Source organism: Cryobacterium inferilacus (assembly GCF_019599185.1).
GTDB classification, from domain to species: domain Bacteria; phylum Actinomycetota; class Actinomycetes; order Actinomycetales; family Microbacteriaceae; genus Cryobacterium; species Cryobacterium inferilacus.
Genome location: NZ_JAIEUL010000002.1, coordinates 13,608 through 39,376, shown reverse-complemented (window position 1 = coordinate 39,376; position 25,769 = coordinate 13,608). Strand labels below are relative to the sequence as shown.

General features: G+C 70.5%; 23 protein-coding genes. 7 read left to right on the top strand and 16 right to left on the bottom strand.

What is annotated here, in order from left to right:
- The first annotated feature begins 11 nt into the window (after positions 1-11).
- Complete coding sequence (locus K2F54_RS02070; protein ID WP_220604191.1) at positions 12-1,502, top strand: HNH endonuclease signature motif containing protein; 1,491 nt, start codon at positions 12-14, stop codon at positions 1,500-1,502.
- 82 nt (positions 1,503-1,584) lie between these two features.
- On the opposite strand, the gene K2F54_RS02065 is transcribed toward K2F54_RS02070, so the two are convergent.
- The 4 genes from K2F54_RS02065 to uraD all read right to left on the bottom strand — a co-directional run bounded on the left by K2F54_RS02065 (position 1,585) and on the right by uraD (position 3,550).
- A complete protein-coding gene (locus K2F54_RS02065; RefSeq protein WP_220604190.1) occupies positions 1,585-2,112 on the bottom strand; it encodes a Clp protease N-terminal domain-containing protein in 528 nt (175 codons plus the stop codon).
- A gap of 124 nt (positions 2,113-2,236) precedes the next feature.
- The gene (locus K2F54_RS02060) at positions 2,237-2,455 is read right to left on the bottom strand and encodes an RNA polymerase subunit sigma-70 (RefSeq protein ID WP_220604189.1); all 219 of its coding nucleotides are present in this window, start codon (positions 2,453-2,455) and stop codon (positions 2,237-2,239) included.
- Positions 2,456-2,657: 202 nt separating this feature from the next.
- Positions 2,658-3,002, bottom strand: a complete 345-nt coding sequence (gene uraH, locus K2F54_RS02055; protein WP_220604188.1) for a hydroxyisourate hydrolase — start codon at positions 3,000-3,002, stop codon at positions 2,658-2,660.
- A complete protein-coding gene (uraD, locus tag K2F54_RS02050; protein WP_220604187.1) occupies positions 2,999-3,550 on the bottom strand; it encodes a 2-oxo-4-hydroxy-4-carboxy-5-ureidoimidazoline decarboxylase in 552 nt (183 codons plus the stop codon). Before uraD ends, uraH begins: the two co-directional genes overlap by 4 nt.
- Before the next feature lie 78 nt (positions 3,551-3,628).
- Between uraD and K2F54_RS02045 the strand changes: the two genes are divergently transcribed.
- Positions 3,629-4,327, top strand: coding sequence for a nucleotidyltransferase family protein (locus K2F54_RS02045; protein WP_255576610.1), 699 nt, complete (start codon positions 3,629-3,631; stop codon positions 4,325-4,327).
- 55 nt (positions 4,328-4,382) lie between these two features.
- Here the strand turns inward: K2F54_RS02045 and K2F54_RS02040 are convergent, their stop codons facing one another.
- From K2F54_RS02040 to K2F54_RS02020, 5 genes are all read right to left on the bottom strand, one after another.
- Positions 4,383-5,228 (bottom strand): MurR/RpiR family transcriptional regulator, encoded by an 846-nt coding sequence (locus tag K2F54_RS02040; protein ID WP_308287465.1) that lies wholly within the window; start codon positions 5,226-5,228, stop codon positions 4,383-4,385.
- On the bottom strand, positions 5,225-6,574 hold the full coding sequence (locus K2F54_RS02035) for an allantoate amidohydrolase (protein ID WP_220604185.1): 1,350 nt from the start codon (positions 6,572-6,574) through the stop codon (positions 5,225-5,227). Before K2F54_RS02035 ends, K2F54_RS02040 begins: the two co-directional genes overlap by 4 nt.
- Positions 6,571-7,821 (bottom strand): pyridoxal-phosphate-dependent aminotransferase family protein, encoded by a 1,251-nt coding sequence (locus K2F54_RS02030; protein WP_255576609.1) that lies wholly within the window; start codon positions 7,819-7,821, stop codon positions 6,571-6,573. Before K2F54_RS02030 ends, K2F54_RS02035 begins: the two co-directional genes overlap by 4 nt.
- A 64-nt stretch (positions 7,822-7,885) precedes the next feature.
- A complete protein-coding gene (locus tag K2F54_RS02025; RefSeq protein ID WP_220604184.1) occupies positions 7,886-9,607 on the bottom strand; it encodes an AtzH-like domain-containing protein in 1,722 nt (573 codons plus the stop codon).
- The gene (locus K2F54_RS02020; protein WP_220604183.1) at positions 9,600-10,712 is read right to left on the bottom strand and encodes an acetamidase/formamidase family protein; all 1,113 of its coding nucleotides are present in this window, start codon (positions 10,710-10,712) and stop codon (positions 9,600-9,602) included. The genes K2F54_RS02025 and K2F54_RS02020 overlap by 8 nt, the downstream gene beginning before the upstream one ends.
- Before the next feature lie 147 nt (positions 10,713-10,859).
- Here K2F54_RS02020 and K2F54_RS02015 point away from each other — a divergent pair, with 147 nt between their 5' ends.
- Positions 10,860-11,582 (top strand): YoaK family protein, encoded by a 723-nt coding sequence (locus tag K2F54_RS02015; protein ID WP_308287464.1) that lies wholly within the window; start codon positions 10,860-10,862, stop codon positions 11,580-11,582.
- Positions 11,583-11,698: 116 nt separating this feature from the next.
- Here K2F54_RS02015 and K2F54_RS02010 read toward each other — a convergent pair whose 3' ends face one another.
- From K2F54_RS02010 to K2F54_RS02000, 3 genes are read right to left on the bottom strand one after another with little or no spacing between them, the layout of a single operon-like run.
- Positions 11,699-12,415, bottom strand: a complete 717-nt coding sequence (locus tag K2F54_RS02010) for a hypothetical protein (RefSeq protein WP_220604182.1) — start codon at positions 12,413-12,415, stop codon at positions 11,699-11,701.
- Positions 12,412-12,774 carry a PadR family transcriptional regulator gene (locus K2F54_RS02005; protein WP_220604181.1) on the bottom strand — a complete coding sequence of 121 codons (363 nt, stop codon included), beginning with the start codon at positions 12,772-12,774 and terminating at the stop codon, positions 12,412-12,414. Before K2F54_RS02005 ends, K2F54_RS02010 begins: the two co-directional genes overlap by 4 nt.
- Positions 12,775-12,812: 38 nt before the next feature.
- On the bottom strand, positions 12,813-13,664 hold the full coding sequence (locus tag K2F54_RS02000; RefSeq protein WP_308287463.1) for an HNH endonuclease family protein: 852 nt from the start codon (positions 13,662-13,664) through the stop codon (positions 12,813-12,815).
- Between the two features lie 115 nt (positions 13,665-13,779).
- Between K2F54_RS02000 and clpS the strand changes: the two genes are divergently transcribed.
- Together clpS and K2F54_RS01990 are read left to right on the top strand one after the other, a co-directional pair.
- On the top strand, positions 13,780-14,064 hold the full coding sequence (clpS, locus tag K2F54_RS01995; protein ID WP_088455946.1) for an ATP-dependent Clp protease adapter ClpS: 285 nt from the start codon (positions 13,780-13,782) through the stop codon (positions 14,062-14,064).
- Between the two features lie 54 nt (positions 14,065-14,118).
- Positions 14,119-14,691 carry a DUF2017 family protein gene (locus K2F54_RS01990; protein WP_220604179.1) on the top strand — a complete coding sequence of 191 codons (573 nt, stop codon included), beginning with the start codon at positions 14,119-14,121 and terminating at the stop codon, positions 14,689-14,691.
- A 36-nt stretch (positions 14,692-14,727) separates the two neighbouring features.
- Here the strand turns inward: K2F54_RS01990 and K2F54_RS01985 are convergent, their stop codons facing one another.
- The 3 genes from K2F54_RS01985 to K2F54_RS01975 all read right to left on the bottom strand — a co-directional run bounded on the left by K2F54_RS01985 (position 14,728) and on the right by K2F54_RS01975 (position 19,269).
- Positions 14,728-16,056 (bottom strand): nucleotide disphospho-sugar-binding domain-containing protein, encoded by a 1,329-nt coding sequence (locus K2F54_RS01985; protein ID WP_220604178.1) that lies wholly within the window; start codon positions 16,054-16,056, stop codon positions 14,728-14,730.
- A complete protein-coding gene (locus tag K2F54_RS01980; protein WP_220604177.1) occupies positions 16,053-18,197 on the bottom strand; it encodes a glycosyltransferase in 2,145 nt (714 codons plus the stop codon). Before K2F54_RS01980 ends, K2F54_RS01985 begins: the two co-directional genes overlap by 4 nt.
- 259 nt (positions 18,198-18,456) lie before the next feature.
- The gene (locus tag K2F54_RS01975) at positions 18,457-19,269 is read right to left on the bottom strand and encodes an SDR family NAD(P)-dependent oxidoreductase (protein ID WP_220604176.1); all 813 of its coding nucleotides are present in this window, start codon (positions 19,267-19,269) and stop codon (positions 18,457-18,459) included.
- A gap of 167 nt (positions 19,270-19,436) precedes the next feature.
- On the opposite strand from K2F54_RS01975, the gene K2F54_RS01970 reads away from it, so the two are divergent.
- Together K2F54_RS01970 and K2F54_RS01965 are read left to right on the top strand one after the other, a co-directional pair.
- The gene (locus K2F54_RS01970; RefSeq protein ID WP_220604175.1) at positions 19,437-19,709 is read left to right on the top strand and encodes a hypothetical protein; all 273 of its coding nucleotides are present in this window, start codon (positions 19,437-19,439) and stop codon (positions 19,707-19,709) included.
- 7 nt (positions 19,710-19,716) lie between these two features.
- Positions 19,717-23,247 carry a DNA polymerase III subunit alpha gene (locus K2F54_RS01965; RefSeq protein WP_220604174.1) on the top strand — a complete coding sequence of 1,177 codons (3,531 nt, stop codon included), beginning with the start codon at positions 19,717-19,719 and terminating at the stop codon, positions 23,245-23,247.
- 251 nt (positions 23,248-23,498) lie between these two features.
- On the opposite strand, the gene K2F54_RS01960 is transcribed toward K2F54_RS01965, so the two are convergent.
- Complete coding sequence (locus tag K2F54_RS01960) at positions 23,499-25,757, bottom strand: transglycosylase domain-containing protein (protein WP_220604173.1); 2,259 nt, start codon at positions 25,755-25,757, stop codon at positions 23,499-23,501.
- Positions 25,758-25,769 lie beyond the last annotated feature (12 nt).

Sequence of the window (25,769 nt, the reverse complement as noted above, 5' to 3'; positions counted from 1 at the left end):
ACTATGAGGGTATGAGCAGCCCCGCAGAGCAGTTCTCAGAAGACCCGGACGACCAGCCCGGCGACCCGAACGCGTCCGCCCGGGAGCAGGTACACAGGCGGCGGCGGTCGCTGCAGGAACAGGCGCGGGCCACTCTGGCGAAAAAGATGGCCAGGGTGGCGAAGTCGCATCGGAAGATCGCGAGAGCGACCGCGCAACGTGCCCGGGACCTCGACGACCTACGGGAGTGGAGCTCGGACCCGGTGACGGCGAAACTGCTCAGCCCGGCCTACGCCGGCGACGACGGCGGTGGCGCGGCCGGGCCGGTGCTGACGGATGCCGACGCGAGCCCACGGAAGGTGGCGGCGTGGGAGGACCAGGAGATCGCCCGGCGCACCGTCATCAGCGAGGTCGCCTGCACCCTGCGACTGGCGGAGCGCACCGCGGAGGGCCTGATCGGGGAGGCGGCCATGTTCGCCGGGCCAATGACAGCCACGTTGACGGCGATGAGTCGTGGCGAGATCAGCTACCGGCACGGCCAGGTACTGATGGAGCAACTCAGCTTCCTGCCGTTGGAGGAGGTCGCGGACCTGGAAACCCAGCTGCTGCCGGTCGCGAAGGACCTCACCGTCGGCAAACTCGCGGCAAAGGCCCGCCGGATCCGGGAGCGGGCGCACCCGAAAACCATCACCAAGCGCGCCACCGAGGCGGTGAAGGAACGCGGCGTGTGGTGGGAGGGCCGCCCGGACGGGATGGGCACCCTGACCTGGTACGGCACCGCGCAACAGACGCAGGCCGCCCATGACCGGTTGACCAGCATCGCCGAAGCCACCCGCAGCCGCGAGTACCAGGTCGAGTCGATCCCGGAGGAGCAGCGGCGCACGATCGGTCAGATCTGCGCCGATGCGATCGCCGACCTGCTGCTGGACGGGGTCACCCCGACCGGCACCGGCGGCGGCATCCGCGGCAGCGTGATGGTCACCGTTCCGGTGCTCACCGCCATGGGAGCAAGCGACGCCCCCGGCTTTCTGGAGGGGTACGGGCCGATCCCGGCCGCAGCGGCCCGGGAGATCGCCGCGGGGGCGCCGAGCTTCACCCGGTTACTGACCAATCCCGAGACCGGGGTGGTGCTTTCCGTCGGCAGCGAGCAGTACAAAGTCCCCGCCGACCTCCGCCGGTGGCTGCGGTTGCGGGACGGCACCTGCCGGTTCCCCGGTTGTAACCGGCCCGCCTCCCGCAGCGATATCGACCACACCCGGCCCTGGGAAGACGGCGGACCGACGGACTACGACAATCTCGCGCACCTCTGCGCCGCCCACCACCGATTGAAACACCAATCGCACTGGGCGGTCGTGCAGGAACCCGGCGGCATCCTGGTCTGGACCTCCCCGGCCGGGCTGGTCCACCGCACCTACCCGGAAACCGCTCTCGGCCCACCTGTCACCCAGGCACCAGAGCCGGAATCAGCCCCGGCCCCGGCCGTCCCACGGCCGAGCGACCTGCCCGAAGACCCACCCTTCTGAGAGCCGCCCGCTATCGGGGCGTGGCGGCGTCCGGGATGCAGGGAGCCGGATACGGGGAGCGGGACTGCACAGCCGTGCGCGGTCAGTCGGCGGCAGGGGATGAGATCGCCCGGCGAGCCGCCTCCTGCAGCTCCAACCGGTCGAGACCCAACCGCCTGAACGCCAGGCTCACCGTGCCGTGCTCGACCTCCGACACCGCCCGGACCACGTGGGCCGCGCGGAGTGTGTGCCCCCGGCTCCCGCCTTCCTTCGACAGGGCGACGGCGCGTTGGAAGACCTCCTGCAATCCCCCGGTGCTCCGGTAGGGTCCGGTCGGCGCTGCCGCCGCCCCGGTACGATCTGCCCCAGCGCGATCCGCCAGGGTGGGATCGATTCCCACCGACTGGAGGGCCAGCGTGTGCGTGTCAGCGATGGCCGTCCGAACCTGTGCCGCCGTCACCCCGAACGTGGCGAACGCGCGTCGCCCGGAGTCATCCGGCCCGGCCAGCACGGCCAGCAGCAGGTGCTCGGCGCCCGGCAGCTCGTCGCCGAGCTCCGCGGCCTGCGCCTCGGCCGTGGTGAACAGCGAGTTCATCATGCGGATGTCTGTGATCGCCTGTCGAATTCCCATGTCAGTTGTCCTTCGTCGTTGTCGGTGGTGCGCGTCGGGAGGTTCTACGGTGCGGTGGGCGGAGCTCGCGGTGCTGGTGGTGCTGGTGGTGCTGGTGCTGGTGGTGCTGGTGGTGCTGGTGGTGCTAGTCGAGCAGCCCGCGACGGTGCGGCGCGAGTCGCTTGTGCGCGGCCTGGGCCGTCATGCCCAACGCCTGACCGATCTGGCTCCAGGTCCAGCCCTGCTCCAGCGCATGGTCCACCGCGGACCGCTCCAACCGAGCCGACAAGCGGCGCAGTGCGACGACGGCCGCGAAGGCCTCCTCAGGATGGTCCGGTGTCGGGATCTCGGTGGGCTCGAACATGCATCAACTTTAGTTGATGGCCGCACCGCCGTCAACAAAAGTTGATGCCCGATGCCGGACCGACCAAGACGCAGACCGTGAGGTCGGCACATCCGGCGACGTTCGCTCGGGCTCGCCCCGCTGTCGAGTCAGTGCTGATGACGACGCTCGAGTCACGGCCAGCGCGCGAGCCCGCCGGTCAGCCGACGCGGAACCGGCTCGGTCAGCTGCCGCGGTAGGTGGAGTACGCGTACGGGCTGAGCAGCAGCGGCACGTGGTAGTGGGCAGACTCGTCGTCCAGCTCGAAGACGATGGTGACGTGCGGGTAGAAGGTCGCTTGGCTGCGGGCGGCGAAGTAGGTGCCGGTATCGAAGGTGATGCGGTAGCGGCCGGCCGGCACGGCCTCGGGGCCGAGATCGCTCACTCGCCCGTCGGCATCCGTGCGGGCGGTCGCGATCTCGCGCCAGCTGCCGTGGATGTGGTGTTCGAGCACCACGCCGATGAGGGCTGCGGGGCGGCCGGTCACCGCATCGAGCACGTGCGTGGTGATGTGACTGCGCGCGCTCATCGCCGGGTGTCCTGCGCTGCGGTGGAGTCGGGGTCGGGGGAATCGTGCACCGGGTCATCCTGCCACTGCCGAGCCAGAACTCCCAAACGCAGCAGCGTGATGTCCCGTAGCTCCGAGCCGACGATCGCTGCCTCGGTGTCATCGTCGAGGGCGAGCCGACGCTGCAGTTCGGCGAGGATCTCGCGGCGACTGCGGCCGGCGGCACGGATGAGGAACACCCGGTCGAAGCGGGCTTCGTAAACCCGGTTACCCTCGGCCAGGGCCACAGCCAGGTCGGCATCATCGGCGTCGACCGAGTTCTGCTCCGAGCGGGAGAAGGTCGCGGCCTGCGAGGCGCCGGTGGGCCTGTCGCCGATCCGCGGATGCTCGGCCATGGCCGCATCGATCTCGGCCCGCGGCAGCGGCGTGGCGGCGGCACGGGCGGCGTCGATGAGGGACTCCGCCGAAGCGAATGGTGCCAGGGCGACCACCTCGTCGGCCCAGCGCGGCACGGCCAGGCAGGCCAGCAGCGCGGTGCGGAGGTCGTCACCGACGGGAATGGTGGTCATGGGGTCCTCCGGGTGGCTATCGACGATGTGGGCGGGTGGGCGGAAGCGAGTGGGGCAGCTGCCCGTACGATGGCTGGCATGCACTCCGACGACGTCGCCACGCCGGTAGCCTCGCCCCGGGTGGCCGGGCTGGTTCTGGCGGCCGGTGCGGGGAGCCGGTATGGCAGGCCGAAGGCAACCGTCGTGGACGCCGCCGGCGAACCGTGGCTGGTGCGCGCGGTCCTGGCTCTGGAGGCCGCCGGATGCGATCCGGTGCTGCTGGTGCTCGGTGCCGGCGCGGCCCAGGCCGAGACGCTGCTGCGCGCGGCGACCGACCGGTTCGAGCGGCCGGATCGGCTGTGCGTGGTGCATGCCGACGACTGGGCCACTGGGCTGTCGGCGTCGCTGGACGCGGGTCTGACCCGGTTGCAGGCCGACCCGGCGTTCGGCGACAACCTCGCCGCCGTGGCCGTGGTTCCGGTGGATGTGCCCGACCTCACCGCCGCCGCCGTGCGACGGGTCATCGCCGACGCAACCGTGGACTCGCTCCGGCAGGCACACTTCGACGGCCGGCCCGGGCATCCGGTGGTCATCGGCCGCGCGCACTGGGCGCCGCTGCGGGCCGGTCTGACCGGGGACACCGGGGCTCGCCCGTACCTGCTGGCGCACCGGGTGGTGCCGGTGGCCTGTGACGATCTGGGCACCGGGCTGGATGTCGACAGGGACGCCGAGGTGGATGTCGACGGGGACGCCGATCTGGACGTCGACGGGCAGGTCGACCGGCCGACGGCGGAGTGACCCGCGCCGGCCGCAGCCCGAACCGTGCCGCTCACCTGGCCGCTCACGGAGCCGCTCACCAGGGCGCTTCGAGCTCGTCGAGGTCTTCGTACACGCTGGTGATGGCCGCGATCCGGGTGCGGCTCTCGCGCACCTGCGCGCCCATCGCCCCGGTGGCGAGCAGATTGACCAGGCTCATGGCGGTGGCGTAGCTGTCGAAGGCCGACACCGAGTCCACCGGGCATTCCAGCCAGTTGGTGGCCTGGTCGGAGTATTTGCGGGCCGAGGAATCGGCGATGAGCACCAACGGGATCTCGCGGCGCCGGATGGCCGCGACGATGTCACCGAAGCCGGATACCCGGCGGCGGAAGCCCATCAGCACCACCACGTCCCGCGGACCGAGACCGGCCAGCTCCTCGCCGAGCGACTGGCCAGGCAGCGGGGCCAGGCGCACGTTGCCGCGCGCCTGCACCAGCTGTTGACGCAGGTGCAGTGCCAGCGGGTAGCTGTTGCGCAGCCCCACGATCACCACGTTCTGGGCCGACTGCACCAGCCGTGCCGCGACATCCAGCCGGCCGTCCTCCAGGGTGACCAGCAGGCGGCGCAGGTTCTCCTGTTCGGCCTCGGCGTGCGCGGCTAGCCGCGACGGGGTGCCGGCGGATGCTCCCGGCCCGCCGAGCGGTGCACCCAGGCTGCGAAGGGCCCTGGCGTGCTCGCGCACCTCCGCGGAGTCCTGGAAACCGAGCCGACGGAACAACCGGGACACCGTGGCCTTGGACACCCCGCTGAGCCGGGCGAGCTCGGACGCGTTGTAGACGGCGAGGTCGCTCATGTGGTCGAGGATGAAGTCGGCCGCGCGCTGTTCCTGCGGCGACAGCTCGCCGTAGCGGCCGTCGATGCGCTGGCCGATGTTCAGGGTCACGCCGAGTCCTCTGCTGCACGGTCTGCCGCGCTGCCTGCTGCGCTGCCTGCTGCCAGGGCGAGCACCGCGGCCTCGAACGCATCCAGCGCCTGGGCCACATCGGCCTCAGTGACGGACTCGTCTGGGTGGTGGCTCACTCCCCCGGCGCAGCGCACGAAGAGCATGCCGATCTCGGTGAGGTGCGCCACGGCCATGGCGTCGTGGCCGGCCATCGAGAGCAGCTCCACCGGCTCTGGCGCGGGGTCGGGCTCGTCGTCTTCGGCGGCACGGATGCTCGCAGCCTCCAGACCGGCCACCTCGATGCCCGCCGCGATCACGCCCCGCAGCCGGTCGCTGCAGTGTGCCGCCGGGGCGGCGTGGGTCTGGTGCACCGCCACGTGCAGGCCGCGCGCGGCGCAGATCTCCTCGAGCATGGCCTCGATCTGCTGCCACACGGCGTCACGGTCGGCATCAAAACGGCCGCGCAGGTCGAGGCTGAACTCGGCCCGGCCGGCGATCACGTTCACGGCATCGGGGAAGACCTCGAGGTGCCCGACCGTGGCGATCAGGTCGGCGTCGCGGGCGAGTCGCTCGATGGCCACGATGGCCTCGCTGGCGCCGGCGAGGGCGTCGCGGCGATGGCTCCACGGGGTACCGGAGTGGCCGGCCTTGCCCGTGATGGTGATCTGGAAACGCCGGGCGCCGGCGATCGAGGAGACGACGCCGAGCGGCAGGTCGCGCTCCTCGAGCACGGGTCCCTGCTCGATGTGCACCTCGAGGTAACCGACGAAGTCGTTGGAGCTGCGGGCCGCTGCCGTGATCGCGGCCGGGTCGAGACCGAAGTCGGTGAACGCGTCGTGCAGGGTGGTGCCGGCGTCATCGGTCAGTTCCCACCAGGCATCCAGCCAGGTGCCGGCCAGCGCCCGGCTGCCCAGCAGTGCGGTGCCGAACCTGGTGCCTTCCTCGTCACCGAAGGCGACGACCTCCAGTGCGAACGGCAACGAGCAACCGCCGGCGGCGATGCGCTCCACGACGGCGATGGCACTGAGCACCCCGAGGATGCCGTCGTACCGGCCGGCCGACGGCACGGTGTCCAGGTGCGAGCCGAGCAGCAGGGCGGGCAGGCCGGGGGTGGCGCCCTCGAGCCGGCCGCACTGGTTGCCCGCGGCATCCTGCCAGGTGGTCATGCCGGCGTCCCGCATCCAACCGGCGGCGAGGGCGTTCACCGCCGCGTGCTCCGGTGACAGGTAGACCCGTTCGATCAGGCCGTCGGGCGCGCTGCTGTGGGTGGCGAGCTCGTCGCACCGGTCGAGCACGGCGGATGCCGTGGTGCGGCCGCTCCCGGTCGTCTCAGCTGGCAGCGTCATGCGCCCGCGGCATCCTGATAGATCTCGTAGGCGGCACCGACGCCGCCCCCGCCGGTCACCCTCGCGCCGGCCCGACGCAGCACGGCCTCGAGCGCAGCCAGGGTGGTGAGCACGGTGTCCTTACGGGCGTTGTAGCCCATGGTGCCGATGCGCCAGACCTTGCCGTGCAGCGGACCGAAGGAGGTGCCGATCTCGATGCCGAAGTCGTTCAGCAGCTCTCCGCGCACCGCGTCGCCGGTGACACCGTCGGGGATGCGCACGGCGACGACGTTGTTCATCCGGTGGTCGAGGTCACCGAAAACGCTCAGGCCCAGACCCTGCACCCCGGCGAGCATGGCGGCGCCGTGCAGCCGGTGCCGTTCGACGGCCACGTCCATGCCCTCGTCGACAAGCAGCCGGGCGCACTCGCGGGCCCCGTAGAGCATGGTGGTGGCCTCGGTGTGGTGGTTGAGGCGCTTCGGGCCCCAGTAATCGAAGATCATCGACAGGTCGAAGTAGTTGGAACGGATCGGGTGCGCGTTCACGGCGTCACCGGCCTCGCGGATGCCCGCTTCGATGCTCTTGCGGGCATTGATCACCTCGACGGCGCGGGGCGAGAAGGTGGCCGGAGCAGAGCCGGAGGGGCCGCCCAGGCACTTCTGCAGCCCGGCGGTCACGGCATCCAGGCCCCAGGCATCCGCCTGAAAGGTGTTGCCGGCCAGCGACGCGGTGACGTCGGTGTAGAACAGCACGCCGTGCCTGGCGCAGATCTCGCCGAGCTCGTCGAGCGGCTGCGCCACGGTGGTGGAGGTGTCGCCGTGCACGATCGCCAGCAGGGCCGGCTTGGTCTCGCGGATGGCCTGTTCGATCTGCGCGGGGGTGAACACGGTGCCCCACTCGATCTCGCGCACGTGCACCTCGGCTCCCGCCCGCTCGGCGATCTCGCGCAGCAGGTGGCCGAAGCGGCCGAAGATGGGCACAAGCACCCGGTCGCCGGGGCTGATCAACGAGACCAGCGCCGCCTCGATGCCGGCCCTGGAGGTGCCGTCGATGAGCACGGTCTGCTCGTTCGCGGTCTCGAAGACACCGCGGTAGAGCTCCATGGTCTCGTTCATGTACGCCGTCATGGACGGGTCGTACTGGCCCACGAGCTGGGCGGACATGGCCCGCAGCACCCTCGGGTCGGCGTTGACCGGGCCGGGGCCCATCAGCAGGCGGGACGGCGGATTGATCGGCAGGCTGGAAATGACTGTTTCACCCTTCGGCATATCTGAACCATGTGTTTCAGATGCCCAGTGTACGCAACAGGTGTTTCAGTCGTGTTTCCAGCGGTCACCTCCCGGCGGCCAGCGATGTGCCGATGTCGACCAGGGCCAGGTCGGTGTGTCTCGGGCCGACCAGGCAGAGCCCGATGGGTGCCCCGTGCGACTCGAACAGCGGCACAGACAACGCCGGGTAGCCGCCGATGCCGGCCAGGCTGGTCAGGGTGAGCGTCGCGGTGCGGGTGGCGTCGATCTCCGCCGGGTTCGCGTGCCGGGACGGAGCCGTCGACGACGCCGACGGCAGCAGCAGGATGCGGCCGTCCAGCACCGCGTCCAGCCGGGCCCTGGCCGCGGCCAGGCTGGTGCGGGTCTCGGCCTCTGCGGCCGGGTCGGTTCCCGCGGCCGCGGCGAACCGGCTCGCCACCGCGGCACCGAGGGCGCCGGGGTGGGCGGTGACCCAGTCACCGTTGGCCCGCCAGGCCTCGATGGCCTGCACGGTGCGGAACAGGCGTAGCGCCTCGGCGAGATCGCCCACGTCCACGAGGTCGGGCTCCGGCAACAGGCCGGCCCTGGCAAGCCGATCCAGCCCGGTCACGAAGGCGCCCTGCACGGCGTCGTCGCAGGCGAAGATGAGGGCGGTCGACACGGCGAAGCGGGGCCGGGCATCCGCTGGCGCCGTCGTGTCAGTGCCGGTCGGGTCGGTGCCGGTCGGGTCGGTGCCGGTGCTGTCGGCAGTGCTGCGCTGCGGCACGGTGATCTGCCGGGTGGGGTCGAGCGAGGCGGCCGCGGCGGCGCGCAGCACATCCGGAGTGCGGGTGAGCCAGCCGACGGTGTCGAACGAGGGTGCCAGCGGCAGCAGGCCGGTGCGGTCGACGGCGCCGTGGGTGCTGCGCAGCCCCCACAGGCCCTGGTACGACGCGGGCACCCGGATGGACCCCGCGGTGTCGGTGGCCAGGCCGATGCTGGCCTGGCCGAGCGCCACGGCGGCAGCCGGCCCACTGGACGACCCGCCGGGCAGAGCACCGGGCACCCGCACGTTGGGCGGGGCGCCGTAGTGCTCGTTGTCGCCGGCGATGCTGTACGCGAATTCGTCGGTCTGGGCGATGCCGCGCACGCTGGCGCCGGCGCCGAGCAGGGCCGCGACGGCCGAGGCGGTGACGGTGGCGGGGGTGGCCTCACGCAGGTAGGCCGGGTTGCCGGCACCCACGGTGAAGCCGGCGATGTCGAAGAGGTCTTTCACGGCGATGGTCTCGCCGGCCAGGGCGTGCGGGGCGTCGTCGGCTGACCCCGGCTGCGGGGACGTCAGCTGCGAGGACGCCACCGACGGGGACGTCACCGGCGCAGCGGCCACCAGCGGGGTGCCCACCAGCCGCCAGACCGTGGGGTTGACCGCGGCCGATGGTGCGGCCACCTGGGCCACCTCCACCTGCCAGTCCCCCGCCGCCGACAACGCCCAGAGCTGGGTGACCAGGCCGGCGCCACCGGCATCCGGGGTGTTCACCGACACGATCACGGCGTGCCCGGGGTCGATCACGCGCACGTGCAGTGAACGGATGCCCCTGGCCACCGTGCCGGCTCTGGCGCCGCGGAAGCCGCTGATCGCGTCGTGGCCCACCAGGAGGCCGGTCGCGTCGCCGCGCAGGGTGTGCTCGCCCGGTGCGAAGTAGGCGTCGAGCGCGGCCAGGTCATTGGCGCCCAGCGCGTTCTCGTAGCCGGCGAAGGCCGCGAGCAGGCCATCGGGCAGCTCACCGGTGAGCGTGGTGGGGGTCGGCACAGCCAGCGGCTCAGGCATCGAAGTCCGCCACCCGGATGCGGGCGTGCACGCCGGCGACGAGGTCGACCACCTGGGAGATGTTGAAGTCGGTGGCGGCACTCAGGTAGGCGTAGGCGAGGGTGCGGTCCATGCCGTAGCGCGCGGCGAGCAGATCGATGGCGGCCCGCACACACTTGCGCACGGCCTCGTCGAGGTCGGCGTCCATGCCGGTGGGCACGAGGAACTCGCTCGTCTCGGCCAGCGGCCCGACCAGTTCGCCGAACGCGGCGATCGCGTCGGCCTGGCTGACCACGTCGAAGCGGATCGTCACCCGCAGCGACGCCTCCATGGCCGTGAGCGCCACCTCGCCGTCACCCTGGGCGAAGTGCGGGTCGCCCACGTAGGCCAGGGCGCCGTCGACCTGCACCGGCAGGTAGAGCGCAGAGCCCACGGTGAGCAGGTTGATGTCGATGTTGCCGCCGTGCGATCCGGGCGGCACGGAGTGCGGGCGCACCTCGCCGGCGACGGCGACGCCCATGATGCCCAGGAACGGTCGGAGCGGGAAGCGCACGCTGCGGGGGCCGCCAGGCACGAGCGGGAGGGTGCCGACCCGGCCGGCGGCGCTGTCTCCGGGCACTGTCTCTTCGAGCGCGGCGAAGACGCTGACGTTGCCCTCGCCGAGCGGGTACTCGCCTGGCAGGGCGCCGCGGCCGTGCCGGTTGGAGATCACGCCGTACGGCACCCGAGGGGTCGCCTCGAGAACGGTCATCTTGAGCAGGTCGCCCGGCTTCGCCCCGCGCACGTGGATCGGGCCGGTGACCAGGTGCGGCCCGTCCACCTGCGGATCGCGGGTGCTGTTCGACGCGGCCAGCAGCACGGCGTCGTCGAGCACCCCGGCCCGGTCGATGCCGTGGCCGGCGAAGAAGGCCACCGGGTCGCGGCCCTGGTCTTCGAGCACGCCCTCGTGGCTGATCGTGTCGATCGTGACCGCGGTGCCGGCGTCGATGACGAGCGCCGGCGCATCCGTGGCACAGGGCAAACGCCCCCAGAGCACGGTGGCCGGGGTGGCTGGCAGGTACTGCGCGGCGCGGATGGGCCCGCGGCCGGGCTGCAGGATGTCGAATGGCAGGACGTCGAATGGCATGGCTGCGCCTTTTCGGATCGTGGGGCGTGAACCGGATCGTCGCCGGCTTGGCGGCCGGCGCATCCCCGTTGGTCGAGAGTAGCGCCAGTTTTGCGACCGACACGACCAGCCGCTACCGTGACAATTCCCGAGCCGATAGGACCGCCAGTGCCCTCCACCCCCGTCATCCACCGTCTGCGCAGCAAGCCGGACCACCTGCACCTCGGCCTGATGCTGGCCCTCACCTTCTCCACCGGTGTGGCGGATGCGGTGGGTTACCTGGGCCTGGACAAGGTGTTCACCGGCAACATGACCGGCAACGTCGTCATCCTGGGTATGGCCATCGCCGGCGCCGATGACCTGCCGGTGGTGGGCCCGCTCATCGCCCTGTTCACCTTCATGGTCGGCGCCGCGATCGGCGGCCGGGTGCTTCGCCGCGTCAAGGTCGGCTGGACCACCGAATCGACGGCCCTGTTCGGGGCGGTCGGCGTGGTCATGGCCGTGCTGGCGATCTTCCTGTTCGCGGTGGACGGTGTGCCACCGGCCCCGTTCGACCTGATCGTGACCGGCCTGTTGGCCGCCGTGATGGGCCTGCAGGCCGCCGTGGCCCGGCACATCGCCGTGAAGGATGTCACCACCGTCGTGGTCACCTCCACCATCACCGGCTTCGCCGCGGACTCCCGTTTCGGCGGCGCCAAGAACCAGCCCTGGTTCCGCCGCTTCGCCGCGATCGTGCTGATTCTCGCCGGTGCCGGCGTCGGCGCCCTGCTGCTCATGGTGCACATCGGCTGGGGCATCGCCCTCACCGCCGCGATCACCCTGGTCGTCACTGCCATCGGCCACGCGGCCGGCCGCCCGCACCACGCCCCCGTTCCCGTTCCCGTTGCATAACTCCTGCTAGATTCCCGCAACCCGCCGGAAACCGGCCTCTCGGGGCCGGTCCGGCAAAAATTGCAGGAGTTATGCTCGCGTGGACTGTAGGAGGTGGGGACGGTGCCGGAGAACGACTAGCGGAACAGCGACACGAAGCCGAGCATGACCAGGGCCAGCACCGGGAAGATCCAGTTGGTGAGCACCAGGGCCAACCGAGCACCGCGGCCGCTGTCGACGGTCGGATCCCCGAGCGGGTTGATGATCTCGTCGTTGCTGCCGGGGCGGCGAGATCGCACGGTCTGCACGATCGCCAGCGCCACCATGACCACCGAGCAGCCGATCAACCACGGCAGCGGGTCCAGCGCCAACCAGGCATCCGCCGCGGTGGTCGGCGCGACGATCGAACTGAGCAACCCGGACAGGCCACAGGCCACGACGAGCACCACGACGACCCAGACGTGGCGCACGAGAGCGGCCAGGTAGAGCGGCAGGGCGGCCACGATGAACACCGGAGCGGCGAGCAGGATCAGCTGGGCCGGTGAGACCAGGAACGGTTCGGACTGGGTCCAGGCGGCGGCGGCCTGAGTGAACAGCAGGAGCGCGAGCAGGCTGACCATCGTGGGCCAGAGCGCCTGGCGCACCCACTCGAACCGGGGCGCACGGGGCAGGTCGAGCGAGGCGGCGTAGTCACGCGCCGAGCCGAACGCCTCCTGGGCGCTCTGCCCGGTGTCCGCGAGCAGCTCCCTGGCGCTGGCGACGGCGTCGCCGATCGCGCTGCCGTACACCTGCTGCAGGCGAAGCTCGAGCACGAACTCGTCGAACCATTTTTTGTCGGTGCCGGTGCTGATCATGTCTGCGTCTCCTTCGAGGGCCGTTCGGGGTCGAGATAGCGGATGCTGGTGTCGGCGAAGCTCTGCCAGTGTTCGCTGAGGCGCGCGAGTTCCTCGCGGCCGTGGTCGGTGAGGGCGAAGTACTTGCGTCCGGGGCCGCCGTCCCCCGCCCGCCATTCGGTGACTACGAGCCCGGCGGTCTCGTAGCGGGTGAGGAGCGGATACAGCGTTCCGCCCTTGATCGTGCCGAACCCGTGCGTCTCGAGGTCACCGATGATGGCGTAGCCGTAGGAGGGTCCGGCCGCCAGGGCTCGCAGGGCCAGGAAGCCCAGCGTCGCCCGCAGCCAGTCACTTGGCCAGTCGGAACTCGTGTCGGTCATGACTACATAGTCTCTCTAAGTAGTGAGACTGTCAAGCATCAAGCGGGGCAGGACTCCAGCACGGCCGACATGGCGGCCCTGTCCTCAGGGGTGACACCCAGCTCGTAGGCAACGAAGACCGGTACCAGCTTGTCGATATACCAGCACTGCAGACTGGTATCGGCCGGCAGGTCGTCCCACACCACGCGCTGGCCCAGGTCGTGCCGGTCGGAGATGTCTGGGTAGAAGCCGGGCAGCCATTCGCTCGGCAGCGAATCGGATTTCGACGAGTTCTCGGTGCCCTTGACGGCGAGCAGGTTGACCGGGTCGTTGGCCAGCGCCTCGCGCTTCTCGGCCGGCCAGGCCTCTCCCCCGGTGGCGTAGACGGCCTTCAACGGCAGCAGGTGATCGATCTGCACGTCGGCCGAGGTGTCCTGGCCGCGCACGAAATCGATGGTCTCACCCGTGTACGGGTCGGTGAGGATGCCCGTGTACACCCGGCAGGTGGCGGGGTCGATGTCGGTGGCAACGAGGTCACGGGCGAGGATGTCGTTGCGGGTGTCGCAACCGTTCTGGTCGAAGTCGAAGGACCAGGCATCCCCGAACAGCTCCTCGCGGTTGCCCGCGTAGCTGCCGTTGTCGGTGTAGACGGCATCCGGCAATGCGGCGACCAGCGCGAGGGCCTCGGTGCTGGTGAGCGCTGACTGGGGCACCGGAACCGGGGTGACCGGCGCTGTGCCCTGCGCTGTGTCCTGCTGTGGAGCGAGCTGGCCGGCCTGGCCGTTCGTGAGGGAGGTGACGCCGGCCACGACGAATGCCACCAGGAACAGGCTGAGCAGCAGACGGGGGCTCTGACCGTGGAGTCCGCGTCGCCTGGAACGGGAGGAACGGGTGGTGCTGCGGCGACTCACGCTGGTGTCTGACGGTGCGGGTTTCTCACGATCTCCCCATCCTGCCATGCCCCGAGGTGCCACCCGATGCCACCCGGTGGTGGCAGGATCGGCGCGGGCGTGTGAGGCTTAACCGGTGCCCCAGATCGATGAATCCACCCGTGTCCGAGAGGCGATCTCCCTCGATCGCCCCTGGGTGACCGTGGTGTGGGACGACCCGGTCAACCTGATGTCCTACGTGGCCTACGTCTTCCGCAGCTACTTCGGCGTGACCGCTGCCGAGGCCGAACGACTCATGCTGCAGGTGCACAACAATGGGCGGGCCATCGTGGCCACTGGCGACCGGGAATCGATGGAACGCCACGTCGAGGCCATGCACGGCTACGGCCTCTGGGCCACCCTGGACAGGGCCGAAGAATGACAGTGCAGGAGAGTGATCTTCATCCAATGAGGTTCAACCGTTGAGCGGGGCAGCATGATGGAATTCCGCCGGGACGACTCCGGCACGGTCTCGGCGATGTTCGAACCCGTCGAGGTCGACCTGTTGCGCCATGTCACCTCCCAGCTTCTGCAGCTGCTGGCCTCCGTCGACACCGAGGATGCGGCCATGCTCGCCCAGCCGGCGATCCACCGGCTGCTGCCGGCCGCCTACCCGGACGATCCGGAGGCCGCCGCCGAGTTCCGCCGGTTCACGGCCGACGGGCTGATCGAGGGCAAGCTCGCCAACGCCGGCGCTCTGCTCGCCGCGCTGGGTGACGACGAACCGTTCGCGGCATCCGACCCGGCGGATGCCTCGACCGATACCGGCACGGGTGACTCCGGATTGCCGGTGCACGACCCGCTGCCGGTGCCGATCGTGCTCGATGAACCGCAGGTGCAATCCTGGCTGCGTACTCTCACCGACCTGCGCCTCGTGGTGGCGGATCGCCTGCAGATCGACTCTTCTGGCACCCCGGGCCTGGACGACGAGGACTCCCGAGTGGTGAACGACATCTACAACTGGCTGGGCATGGTGCAGGAGTCCCTCGTCTACGCGATCGACGCCTAGCGCCCGCCCCGGCCTAACTGAGGGGCGGCCAGGCGCTTAGGCCGCCGGCCTGGCCGTGTTCGGCAGCTCCTGCAGCGCCGCGTAGGCCCGGCGCGGGCCGGCATCGTTCGCCAGCGACGCGCTGAGGGCGGTCAGCCGCGCCCGGGGTTCGCCGCCGAGCTCGAGCAGCGCCGCAGCCGCCTGCCGCAGCTCATCCGGGGTGGCGGTGTTCGGGTCGAGGGACAGCCCGAAACCGCAGTCGTCGAGCGCGGCGGCACCGGCGAACTGGTCGGTGGAGAACGGCAGCACCAGCAGCGGCACCCCGGCGGTCATGGCCTCGGTGACGGAGTTGTTGCCGCCGTGGGTGACGGCCAACGCGGACCGGCCCAGCAGCGCCACCTGGGGCAGGAACGATCGCACCAGCCAGGACTCGGGAATGGGGCCGAGCTCGCTCGCCTCGGTGGAACCGACGGCGATGGCCACGTTCACGTCGAGGCCGCGTAGGGCCTGGGCCACCCGGGCGAGCACGTCACCGCGCACCGACAGGAAGCTGCCGAAGCTGACGTAGACGAGGGGACGGTCATCGACCTCGGCCAGCCAGCGGATGACCGCTGGGTCATCGGCCTCTGTGCGCACCGCGGAGCCGAGGAAGGCGTGCTCGGGCAGCAGCGCCGTGCGCGCGGGATCGTGCAGCTCGGCCGGGTAGTTCAGCAGCAGAACGTCACCGGTCTCGGTGAACGCGTCACCGCTGGGCGGCGCGGCCGGGTCCAGCTGCAGGAGGGCGTCGTTCCACTGCAGGGTGAAGTCGTCGCGCACCCGCTCGCAGAGCAGCCGCAGCTGGGTGAGTTCGTCGGCATCCGGGGTGAATGCGACGGGCCACTGTACCGGCGAGCCGTACACCTCGTCACCAACGGGCAGGGCGGTCGGATGCCCGAGCACGACGTCGGCGTGCCGCACCCCTGCGCTGATCAGGGCCAGCCGTGCGCTGAAGGCGAGGTGATCCACGATCACCTGGTCCGGCTTCACCTCGGCGATGATGCGCTGCACCTCGCGGGCCACCACGACGGGGTTCCAGAGCAGGTCGCTGCTGCGGGCCTCTGCCTGGAACCTGAGCGTCTCGACGAGGCCGACCCGGGTGGCGTCGAAGAAACCGCGCAGGGCGTCGTCCTCTCCGGTGGGCTGGTCTTCGGCGCGGATCGTGCCGGGGTTGGACCCGCGGCCGAGCTGCAGATTCACGCGTTCAAAACCGAAGTCGGCGACGATCTGGGCCGTGGCGGGTCCGCTGGCCACCACCACACGCTCACCGGCCGCCTGCCAGGCGGTACCGAGGGTCGCGAGCGGGAACAGGTGGGACGCGTAGTCCGGGCTGATGATGAGGAGGGTCATGAGGCGCTCAACGCAAAGTTGAGGGCGGCCTGGGCTTCGGCGACCGAGCTGTAGACCTCGGCGAGGGTGCCGGCCATGGCCTGGATCGCGAAGGTGCCCGCGACCATGTCCGCGGCGCGCTGGGCGAACTCCGCACCGAACGGGCCGCCGGCCAGGTCGAGGGCGTCGGTGATCCCGCCGGCAAGACGGTCGGCATCCGCGGTGTTGACCAGGAATCCGGTAGTGCCGTCCTCGACATAGGTGGCCGGTCCGCCGGCGTTCGGGGCCACGACGGTGAGGCCGGTGGCCATGGCCTCGAGCAGGGCGATGCCGAATTCTTCCTTCATGCTCGCGCAGACGTACACACCGTTCGGGGCGGCCAGGCCAGGTCGGCCGTACCGGGCGGCGGCCAGCCAGCGGGCGACCGAATCGTTGGCCCGGTGGCCGGCCAGCAGCAGGCCGTGCTCGGCCGCGGTGTCCAGGGGAATCGCCGTGCCGATCAGGTCGAGCTGGCCGCGTTCGTCCTGCGTCGGGTGGGCGAGGTCTCCTCCGACGATGAGCAGGTTGCAGCGCTCGCGTAGTGCGGCGTCATCGGCCCAGGCGTGCACCAGGGTGGCCATGCCCTTCACCCGGTGCAGCCGACCCACGGTCACGGCCAGCGGCAGGTGACGGCGCTCGGCCGGCAGGGTCTGCAGCAGGGTGTCCAGGTCGGCGAACTCGCTCGAGTCCTCCGCGACCGCGGCGGCCACCGACCGGTCGATCACGCTGAGATCGATGCCCTCGGCCACGACCGAGTGGCGCTCGGGGTGCGCGGTGATGTCGATTCCGACCAGGGTGCGCATGTCCCGCTCCAGCTCGGGGCGGGGGAAGAGCACGGTGTGGGCGGCGTCGGCGGCCATCCGTTGCACCAGCCGGGCGCGGAACCAGAAGTGCTCGACCTCGTCGACGGCGCCGAAGTTGGCGCGGGTGAGCGAACCGGCCGCGTCCATGGCGTTGATGACGCTGTGCGGGTCTGGAGCGACCGTGAAGACCACCGGGATCTCCAGTTCGCGGGCGACGGTCGAGGCCGCCAGGGTGCCGACGTCGGCCATCCGCAGGTGCACGACGTCGACGGTGCCTGCGGCGCGCAGAATACGGCGGATGCCGCGCTGCACGGCCACCCGTCTCGGCCAGGAGTCGGCGGAGGAAATGGGTGCGCCGAGGAAGGGCACCGTCGCGAAGGCGTGGCCGGACAGGGTGGAGCTCACCTCGGGCAGGCAGGCCAGGGCATCCGCGGGGCCACCCCTGGAGAGGGTGAGCACCCGGTCGACGGCCGGCGACTCACCGGCGACGAGGGCGTCACCCAGGCGCACCAGCAGGGTGGCGATGCCGCCGTTGTCGCCGGAGCCGACCTGGCTGAGTGCACCATCGATGTCGGCGTGTAGGAAGAGCTGGGCCACGGTCTGGCCCTGACTCCACGGCGCCCGCGGGTAGGCGGGCACGGTGAGGTCGAGCAGGGCGAGCCTGGCCACCTCGGCCAGGTCGTCGTCGCCGCGGGCCAGATCGCTGACGAGCGTGATGGCGGCGTCTGTCGCCGGCCGGTCGCCCAGGGCGGCGACAGCGGCCGCTCGCGCGTCGAGCCCTTCCGCCGGGTCGGCCGCGATGCGGGCCAGCATCCGCTGTGGGATACGACCGGTGATGAGGCCGATGGTCTCGACGAGTCGGGCACGGGCGGCCGGATCGGCGACACCGAGCATGGCCCCCTCTGCGGCCAGGGCCACGTGTTCGGGAACGGATGATGCCCAGGTTTCGAGGGTGCGCTGGGCGATCATGCCGGCGAAGCCGCCGTCGACGACCATGCGGAACAGCCCGGCGATGGCGTCGAATCGAGGCAGCCTGGTGCCGAAGGCCCACGCGGCGTGCTCGCGGAGGAAGCCGGATTCGTGTTCGAGCAGCGTGGCCAGGACGTCATCGGCTGACTCGTCGAAAACCTGCGCCAGGGCGTGCACTGCGGCGATGGCGGTGACCTGGTCGGTGGGATCGAGCGCGGCCTGGGCGAGCAGGCGCACGGCCCGGTTGCCGCCGTCCCGGCTCGCGGCGATGGTCAGATCGTCTGCGTAGCGGATGCCGGCCAGGATGCCGTCGGCGTCCCTGATCGCATCCAGCGTTGTGTGGGTCCCCACGATGCCTCCCTCTCGGCGGATGCATCCGCCATCATTCCGCAACACGATCCCGCGACGCAGCCGCGCACAAGCGCTCCTCGCCGGTGTGACACCCCGGCCAGCAACGCTGCCAGCCACGGGTCTCCGTTAGTCGTTCGGAGCAACCCGGTGAACGGTTTGCCCCGAAGCGACATTCTGCCACCTCGATCGGTCCGGCTCGGAATGGTCGCGGTTTGGTCAGGGCATTGGCAGGTTGCCCGATTCAGCTGCGATCGCCCGGTCAGAAGACCAGGCCCGCGGATGCCGTCAGCCCGCCGTCGGCCGCGACGGTGATCCCGGTGACGTAGGAGGCCGCCGGAGAGAGCAGGAAGGCGATCACCTCGGCGATCTCGGCGGGCTCGGCCAACCGGCAGAGCGGGATGCGGCGGGAGAAATCCCGCCCGAAGGACTGGTCGGCCGGGTTGGGGTCGCCCGCGTCGGCGCGCACCAGCCCCGAGGCCACGTTGTTCACCCGGATCCCCCTCGCCGCGTAGGTGAGCGCAGACGAGCGCACCAGGTCGATCATGGCGATCTTCGACGCGTGGTAGGCCCAGTTGCCCGGGTCGGCGAGCAGGCCGGCCACGGAGGCCGTGGCGACGATGCTGCGGTGACCGTCGAGCGAGAGTCCGTTCACCGCAGACTGGATGCCCAGCGCGATGCTGTTGAGATTGCGCGCGAGCAGGCGCTCGCCCTCTGCGACGCTGCCGGGAACCCGCAACGAACGGGATGCACCGATGTCGGCGTGCAGCACGGCGGAGTCCAGCCGGCCGAAGGTGTCCAGGGCCTGCGTCACCGCGTGGTTGGAGTCCGCTTCGACGCCGACATCGCCCACCAGCACGAGGTGTTTCTCACTCAGGGGCTCGGTCTCCTGTACATCCACGCCGGCCACCGCGTAACCGTTGGCCAGGAGCCTGGCGACCACGGCGCGACCGATGATCGATCCGGCCCCGGTGACCAGCGCAACCGGAGCCGGCGGTGTCTCCACCGTGGAGTCGACGGGAGAGGTGTCCGGTTCCGCCGAACGCGCGGGCTGAGCCTCCACTTTGAGTGACATGTGTACCTCCAGGGGCCGGCGCAGTCGTGCCTGACGTCCCACTGAAATGCTACGCTCGCCCGGCCGAGATTGGAAAAGCGGGCCCTCCCGCTGGCGCCTGTCGGAGGAGTGACCTACACTTTCGAATATCGAACATTTGTTCGATCCCCTCGTTCGAAAGGCGCTCCATGCCCCAGATCATCGACACCGCGGTGCAGGTCGAACTCTCCGCAGACGGAGACCCGCTGGCATTCGTCTGGGACCGATTCGAGCACACCGTCATCGGTCAGCCCCAGGCCGTCTTCACCCGCACCCGCTGGTGGGAGGATGACGGCACGCCCACCCGCATCGACACCGAACTCTGGCGGGTGGATGCCGCGCGCGGCACCGAGGAACAGCACCGGTACGACCTGCGCCACGATGCCGACGGCACCTGGGTGCTCTCGCTCGATTGGGGCTGAGCCCGCCATGAGTTTCCCGCACCTGCACGTCGCCAGCGCATACTCCACCCACTTCGGTGTGAGCATGCCGGAGGCCCTCGCCGCGCAGGCGGCCGCCGACGGTGCGACCTTCCTGGCGATCACCGACAGGGACGGCCTCTACGGGGCCGTCAAGCACGTGCGGGCCTGCGTGGCCGAGGGCATCGCCGCCGGTCTCGGCGCCGATCTCGAGGTGCACGACGATGACGACCTGGCCTCCCTGGGACGGGTGGTCGTGCTGGCGCACGGCGGCACCGCCGGGCGCGGTTACGCGGCCCTGTGCCGGGCCGTCTCCAGCGCCCACGAGACCACGGTGCGGGTGCCAGGGCGGGCGCCGAGCATCCCGCGCTCACGCCTCGCCCAGCTGGCCGGCTTGAGCTCGCTGACGGTCCTGCTTGGACCGGCATCCGACGTGGGCATGGCCATCGAACGCCGCGACAACACTGCGGCGCGGGCGCACCTGGCCGACTGGCTGCGGCTGATGCCAGAGCAGTCCGTTGCCCTCGAGATCGTCTGCCACCTCGCCCAACCCGGCACCCCCGGCAGTGTCGCGCCGGCCACCCGCATGCTCGCGCTGGCCGAGCACGCGCAGCTTCCCGCGGTGCTCAGCAACGCCGTGCGCTACGGCACGCCGGGCGAGGCCGTCACCGCCGACCTGGCCGACGCGGCCAGGCACCTCACGCCGCTCGCTCAGCTGGAGCACCTGCAGGCCACCCGACTGCAGGCCATGCACCTGCAGGTGAACGGCCAGGCCTGGCTCAAACCGGCCGCCGCGATGCGGCAGGTGGCCCGCATGGTCGTCGATGCCGGGCAGCACAGCGACGGCGCCCTGGCCCTCCTGCTGCGCGACACCCAGGATCTGGCCGACCGGTGCGCGCTCGACCCGGCCACCGACATCGGGCTCGGCCGCCCACGGATGCCGGAGGCCGGCGTGATCGGGATCATCGGCGACCCGCTCACCGAGCTCTGGGCCCGCGCCAGGCACGGCGTCGACGACCGTTACACCCGGGTGGGCGCATCGGCCGTGCACGCGGCGCACGAACGGCTCGCCCACGAGATGGCCACCGTCGAGTCGCTCGGATTCGCCTCGTACTTCCTCACCGTGGCCAGGGTGGCCGACATCGTGCGCGGCATGGGCATCCGCATCCAGGCCCGCGGATCCGGTGTGGGTTCGGTGCTCAACTACGCCCTGCACACCTCCTCTGTCGAACCGATCTCCAACGGGCTGCTCTGGGAACGCTTCCTCTCCCCCGAACGGCAGACCCTGCCCGACATCGACCTCGACGTCGAATCCGCCAGACGGCACGACATTTACCGCACCATCTTCGACACCTTCGGCGGCGACCGGGTGTCGCTGATGTCGATGACCAACGCCTATCGCGGTCGCGGCGCCGTGCGCGATGCCGGCCTGGCCCTCGGCCTGCCGGACACGCAGGTGTCCACGATCGCCAAGCAGATGTGGCGTTTCAATGCCCGTGATTTCCGCGCCGCCCTGGCGGACAAGCCCGAGCTCGCCGATCTGGCCGCTGAGGTGGCCGGCTCAGCCCAGCTCGGGCAACTCGTGGACCTCACGGCCCGGTTGGACAGGCTGCCCAGGCACATCTCGGTGCACCCCTGCGGGGTCATCCTCTCCGACGCCTCCCTGCTCGACCGCACCCCCGTGCAGGCGTCAGGGATGGGCCTGCCGATGTCGCAGTTCGACAAACACGACATGGACCCGATGGGCCTGATCAAACTCGACATCCTGGGCGTGCGGATGCAGTCGGCGATGGCGCACGCTCTCGAGGAACACCATCGGCTCACCGGCGAGCAGATCGACCTCGACCGGGTGCCGCTCGACGACCCGGCGACCTACGAGCTGATCCGGTCCACCCGCACCCTGGGCATCTTCCAGCTCGAGTCCCCCGGCCAGATGGAACTGGTGGGCAAGCTGCAGCCCGAGGTGTTCAACGACCTCACCGTGGAGATCTCGCTCTTTCGGCCGGGCCCGATGCAGAACAACATGCCGCTCACCTATCTGCGGGCACGGCACGGTGAGGTCGCGCCGGACTACATCCACCCCCGCTTCGAGTCGATTCTGCGCGAGACCAAGGGGGTGGTGATCTTCCACGAACAGGTCATGCGCCTCTTCGACGAACTCACCGGCTGTGGCCTCGGTTACGCCGACGTGCTGCGCCGGCACCTGGGCAAGCCGGCCCAGCTGCCCGTCATCGAAGCGTATGTGCGCGAGCACGCGGCCCTGCGCGGCTTCGTCGCGGGCACCGTCGACCGCATCTGGACGGTCCTGGCCGGGTTCGGCAGCTTCGGTTTCGCCAAGGCCCACGGTGCGGCGTTCGCCCTGCCCACCTATCAGTCCGCCTGGCTCAAGACCCACCATCCGGCGCCGTTCCTCGCCGGGCTGCTCACGCACGACCCCGGGATGTGGCCCAAGGACCTGCTCGTGGCCGAGGCCAGGGTGCTCGGCGTGCCCGTGCTCGGCCTCGACGTGCAGAAGAGCGGCCTGGATTACCGGGTGGAGGCCGTCGGCGAGACCGGCCAGGGCATCCGGATGCCCCTGCTCGAGCTGAGCGGTTCCAGTGACGCCGAACGCGCCCGGATCGTGCGGCACCAGCCGTTCAGTTCGCTGCAGGATTTTCGCGACCGGGTGCATCCGCGCGGGCGTACCTTCGAGGCGCTGGCCCGGGTGGGGGCGCTGGACAGCTTCATCGGCCACGACCGCACCCGCCGGCACGAACTCCTCGCCCACATCCAGTCGCTGCGTGGCACCGCAGTGGTGATCAACGACGACCAGCTCGCCTTCGAGGTGCCGCTGCCCGTGCTCGACTACTCGGGCGCACGGTTCACGGCCGTCACCTCGCTGCAGTTGCGGGGCCGCACCCAATCGGATCTCGAGCTTCTCGACACCGGCCTGGCCGTGTCCGGCCATCGGATGCGCAAGTACTACCCGCTGTTCGCCGACCTCGGAGTTACCCCGGCGTCGGAGCTGGCCACCCTGCCCGGCGGCACCGAGGTGCTGCTGGCGGGTGTGCGCCGTGCCACGAACACCCCGCCGATGCGCGGCGGCCGGCGCGTGGTGTTCGTGAGCCTCGACGACGGCACCGGCCCGGTCTCCAATGTGGTCTTCTTCCACGACGCTCAGGAGCGCATCGGCGGCGGGATCTTCCAGACCGACCTGATGCTCGTGCGCGGCCGCACCCGTCGCTCCGGTGCCCGTGGGGTCTCGGTCACCGGTGAGGACATGTGGGATCTGGTGGCAGTGGCCAAGGAGCGCGCGAAGGCGCGAGCCCGAGCGGCCAAAGCTGCCAGGGCGGCCGCCCTGCTCGACCAGGAGGCCACAGAGCAGGAGGCGGCCGCTCAGGGCGCAGCCGTTCAGGGTGCGACAGGCGATGGCGTGCCAGGAACAGTCGTGGCCGGCCGGGACTCGCGCGCGGATCCGGCGACTGCCACCGGGCCGCATCCCCGCCGGCAGGTCGCTTCCGGAACGGCGGCATTCGATCTCTGGTCCACCAGGAGCGCCTGACCGGAGCTGCTCTCGCGCACTGCGCGGGCAGAGGCGCGACGATGCGCCGGGTGCCGCGCCACCGCGCGGGCGAGGCGCCCTCGCACCGGCGACCAGCGAACGGTGCGCGGGCACGGCGCCACATCGCGGGTGGCACGCCACCCGCGAATCGGCGCACGACCCGCGCGGCGCGCTGCGCGGGTGCCGCGCCGCCCAGCGGGTGCCACGCCGCCCAGCGGGTGCCACGCCACTGCGCGGTGCGCGATGGGGCGTTAGTCCTCGTCCTCGTCGGTCTCGTCGTTGTCGTTGCCGGCGTCGTTGCCGTTGCCGTTGCCGTTGCCGTTGTCGTCGTCGCCACCCTCGGGCCGCTCGACCGGGATCCCCTCGAGCATCTCGCCGCCGTACTTCTCATTGGCCACCGACATCACATCCGGCCACATCCGGTGACGCGCCGTGGCGACGGGGCCACTCGGGAATCGCATCGCACGCTGGTTGCCGTTGCCGGTCACGCTGACCACGCCCACGACCGTGGCGACCTCACTGCTCGCCCCGCTCATCCAGGTGTCCTTGGCGCCATCCGTCGTGCCGGTCTTGCCGATCACCGGCACCCTCGGTGCGGTGTCGGTGTATGACTGGGTCGCGGTGCCGCCGGTCATGACCCGGCTCAGCGCGGACACCATCTGGGCGGCGGTCTCCGGTCGTACCGATTCGGTGCACCGGGTGGAGGGAATCGGCACCTCCTCGCCGGAGGCATCGACCATCCGGTCGATCACGACCGGGCTGCAGGTGACCCCACGATTGGCGATGCCGGCGAAGGCGACCGCGATGCTCAGCGGGGCGACCTCGTTGGTGCCGATCACCGCTGCGGCGCTTTGGCTCAGTGGCTCGCCATCCGCCCGGTGCATGCCGAAGGACTCGGCCATCTTGCGGATGCCGCACAGGTCCAGCCGCTTCGCCATGCCGATGTACCCCGTGTTGATCGACCTGATCGTGGACTCGAGGGCGCTGTACCTGCCGCCGGACTCGTTGGCGTCGTTCTTCGGGCTCCACCCCTCCGAGTCGTAGTTCTGCGGGCCGAGGCAGCTGTCGTTGAAGGTACCCCAGCGGGACTTGGGGGCGGAGTCGACGCGCTCCTCCAGGCGGTGGCCGGTGTTCAACCACTCCGCGAGGGTGAAGACCTTGTAGGTCGACCCGGGTTGGAAGCCGCGGGAGCCGCCATCGGCGAAGTCGGTGTTGTAGTTCACGCTGGTCCAGTTGTTCCCGGTGGCCTGCACCTCGGGGTCCTGGCTGTAATCCTTGTTCTGAGCCATGGCGAGCACCCTGCCGGTGCCCACCTCGACGCTGGAGATGACACCGCCGACGTCCCAGCCTGGCCGGCTCTTGGGCACGTTGTCGTTCAGGGTGAGCACGGCCGCGCGCTGCAGGTCGAGGTCCAGGGTGGTGTACACGTCGTAACCACCGCTGCGGAAGTTCTTCAGCCTGGTCGCCTCGTCCGGACCGAAGACGGGGTCGCTGGCCAGCACCTGGGTGACGTAGTCACAGAAGAAGGCGTCGGCGAGGGCGGTCTGGCATCCGGTGCTGGGCTCGTTGATCACGGGTTCGATCGGGGTCGCGACGGCCTCGTCGTGCTCGGCCTGGGTGATCTTCTGGAACCGGAGCATTTCCCCCAGGATGTAGTCGCGGCGTTGCTTGTTGTCGCGGTAGCCGTTGGCGGCCCCGTTGGTTTCACTCTCCGGCCGGTCCAGGCGGAACTTGTCCGGGTTGTTCACGATGGCGGTGAGACTTGCGGCCTGCGCCGCCGTCAGGTTCGCCGCGGTGCTGTTGTAGTAGTAGTCCGCCGCCGCTTCGATGCCGTACACCCGGCCGCCGAAGCCGGCGATGTTGAGGTACTGGCGCAGAATGTCGTTCTTGGCATATTTCTTCTCCACCCCGATGGCGAGCCGCATCTCCTTGAGCTTGCGCACCACCGTCGTCTGGGTGGCCTCGTCGTAGCAGTCGGCGATCTCGGCGTCGGTGGGGAGCGTCTCGCACCGCTGCACGAGCACGTTCTTGACGTACTGCTGGGTGATCGACGAGCCACCCTGCACCGTGCCCCGAAGCGCTGTGGTCAGCGCTCCGCGAACCGTGCCCTTCACGTCGACACCGCCGTGTTCGTAGAACCGCGGGTCTTCACCGGCGATCGCGGCGTCCTTGACGTTCTGGCCGATGTCGTCCCAACCGACCTCGACCCGGTTCTGGTCGTAGAGGGTCGCCAACAGCACCGGGGTGCCGTCGGATCGAGTGGCGTAGATGTTGCTGCGCTGGGCGAGCGGTTCGATGGCCAGATAGTCCGGCAGGTTCGCGAAGGTGCCGATGGTGGTGCTGGCGGTGACGCCGGTGAGGGCCAAAACCGGGGTGAGGCTCACCGTGACGAGGAGGCCGGCCACGGCGCTCGTCGCGACCAGCCCGAGCAGGGCGCCGAGCACCCCTCCGGCCGATCGCGGCGGAGTGACCCCGGTGCCGTTCATCCCGTTCGTACCGTTGCTCACCATTGACTGCCCACC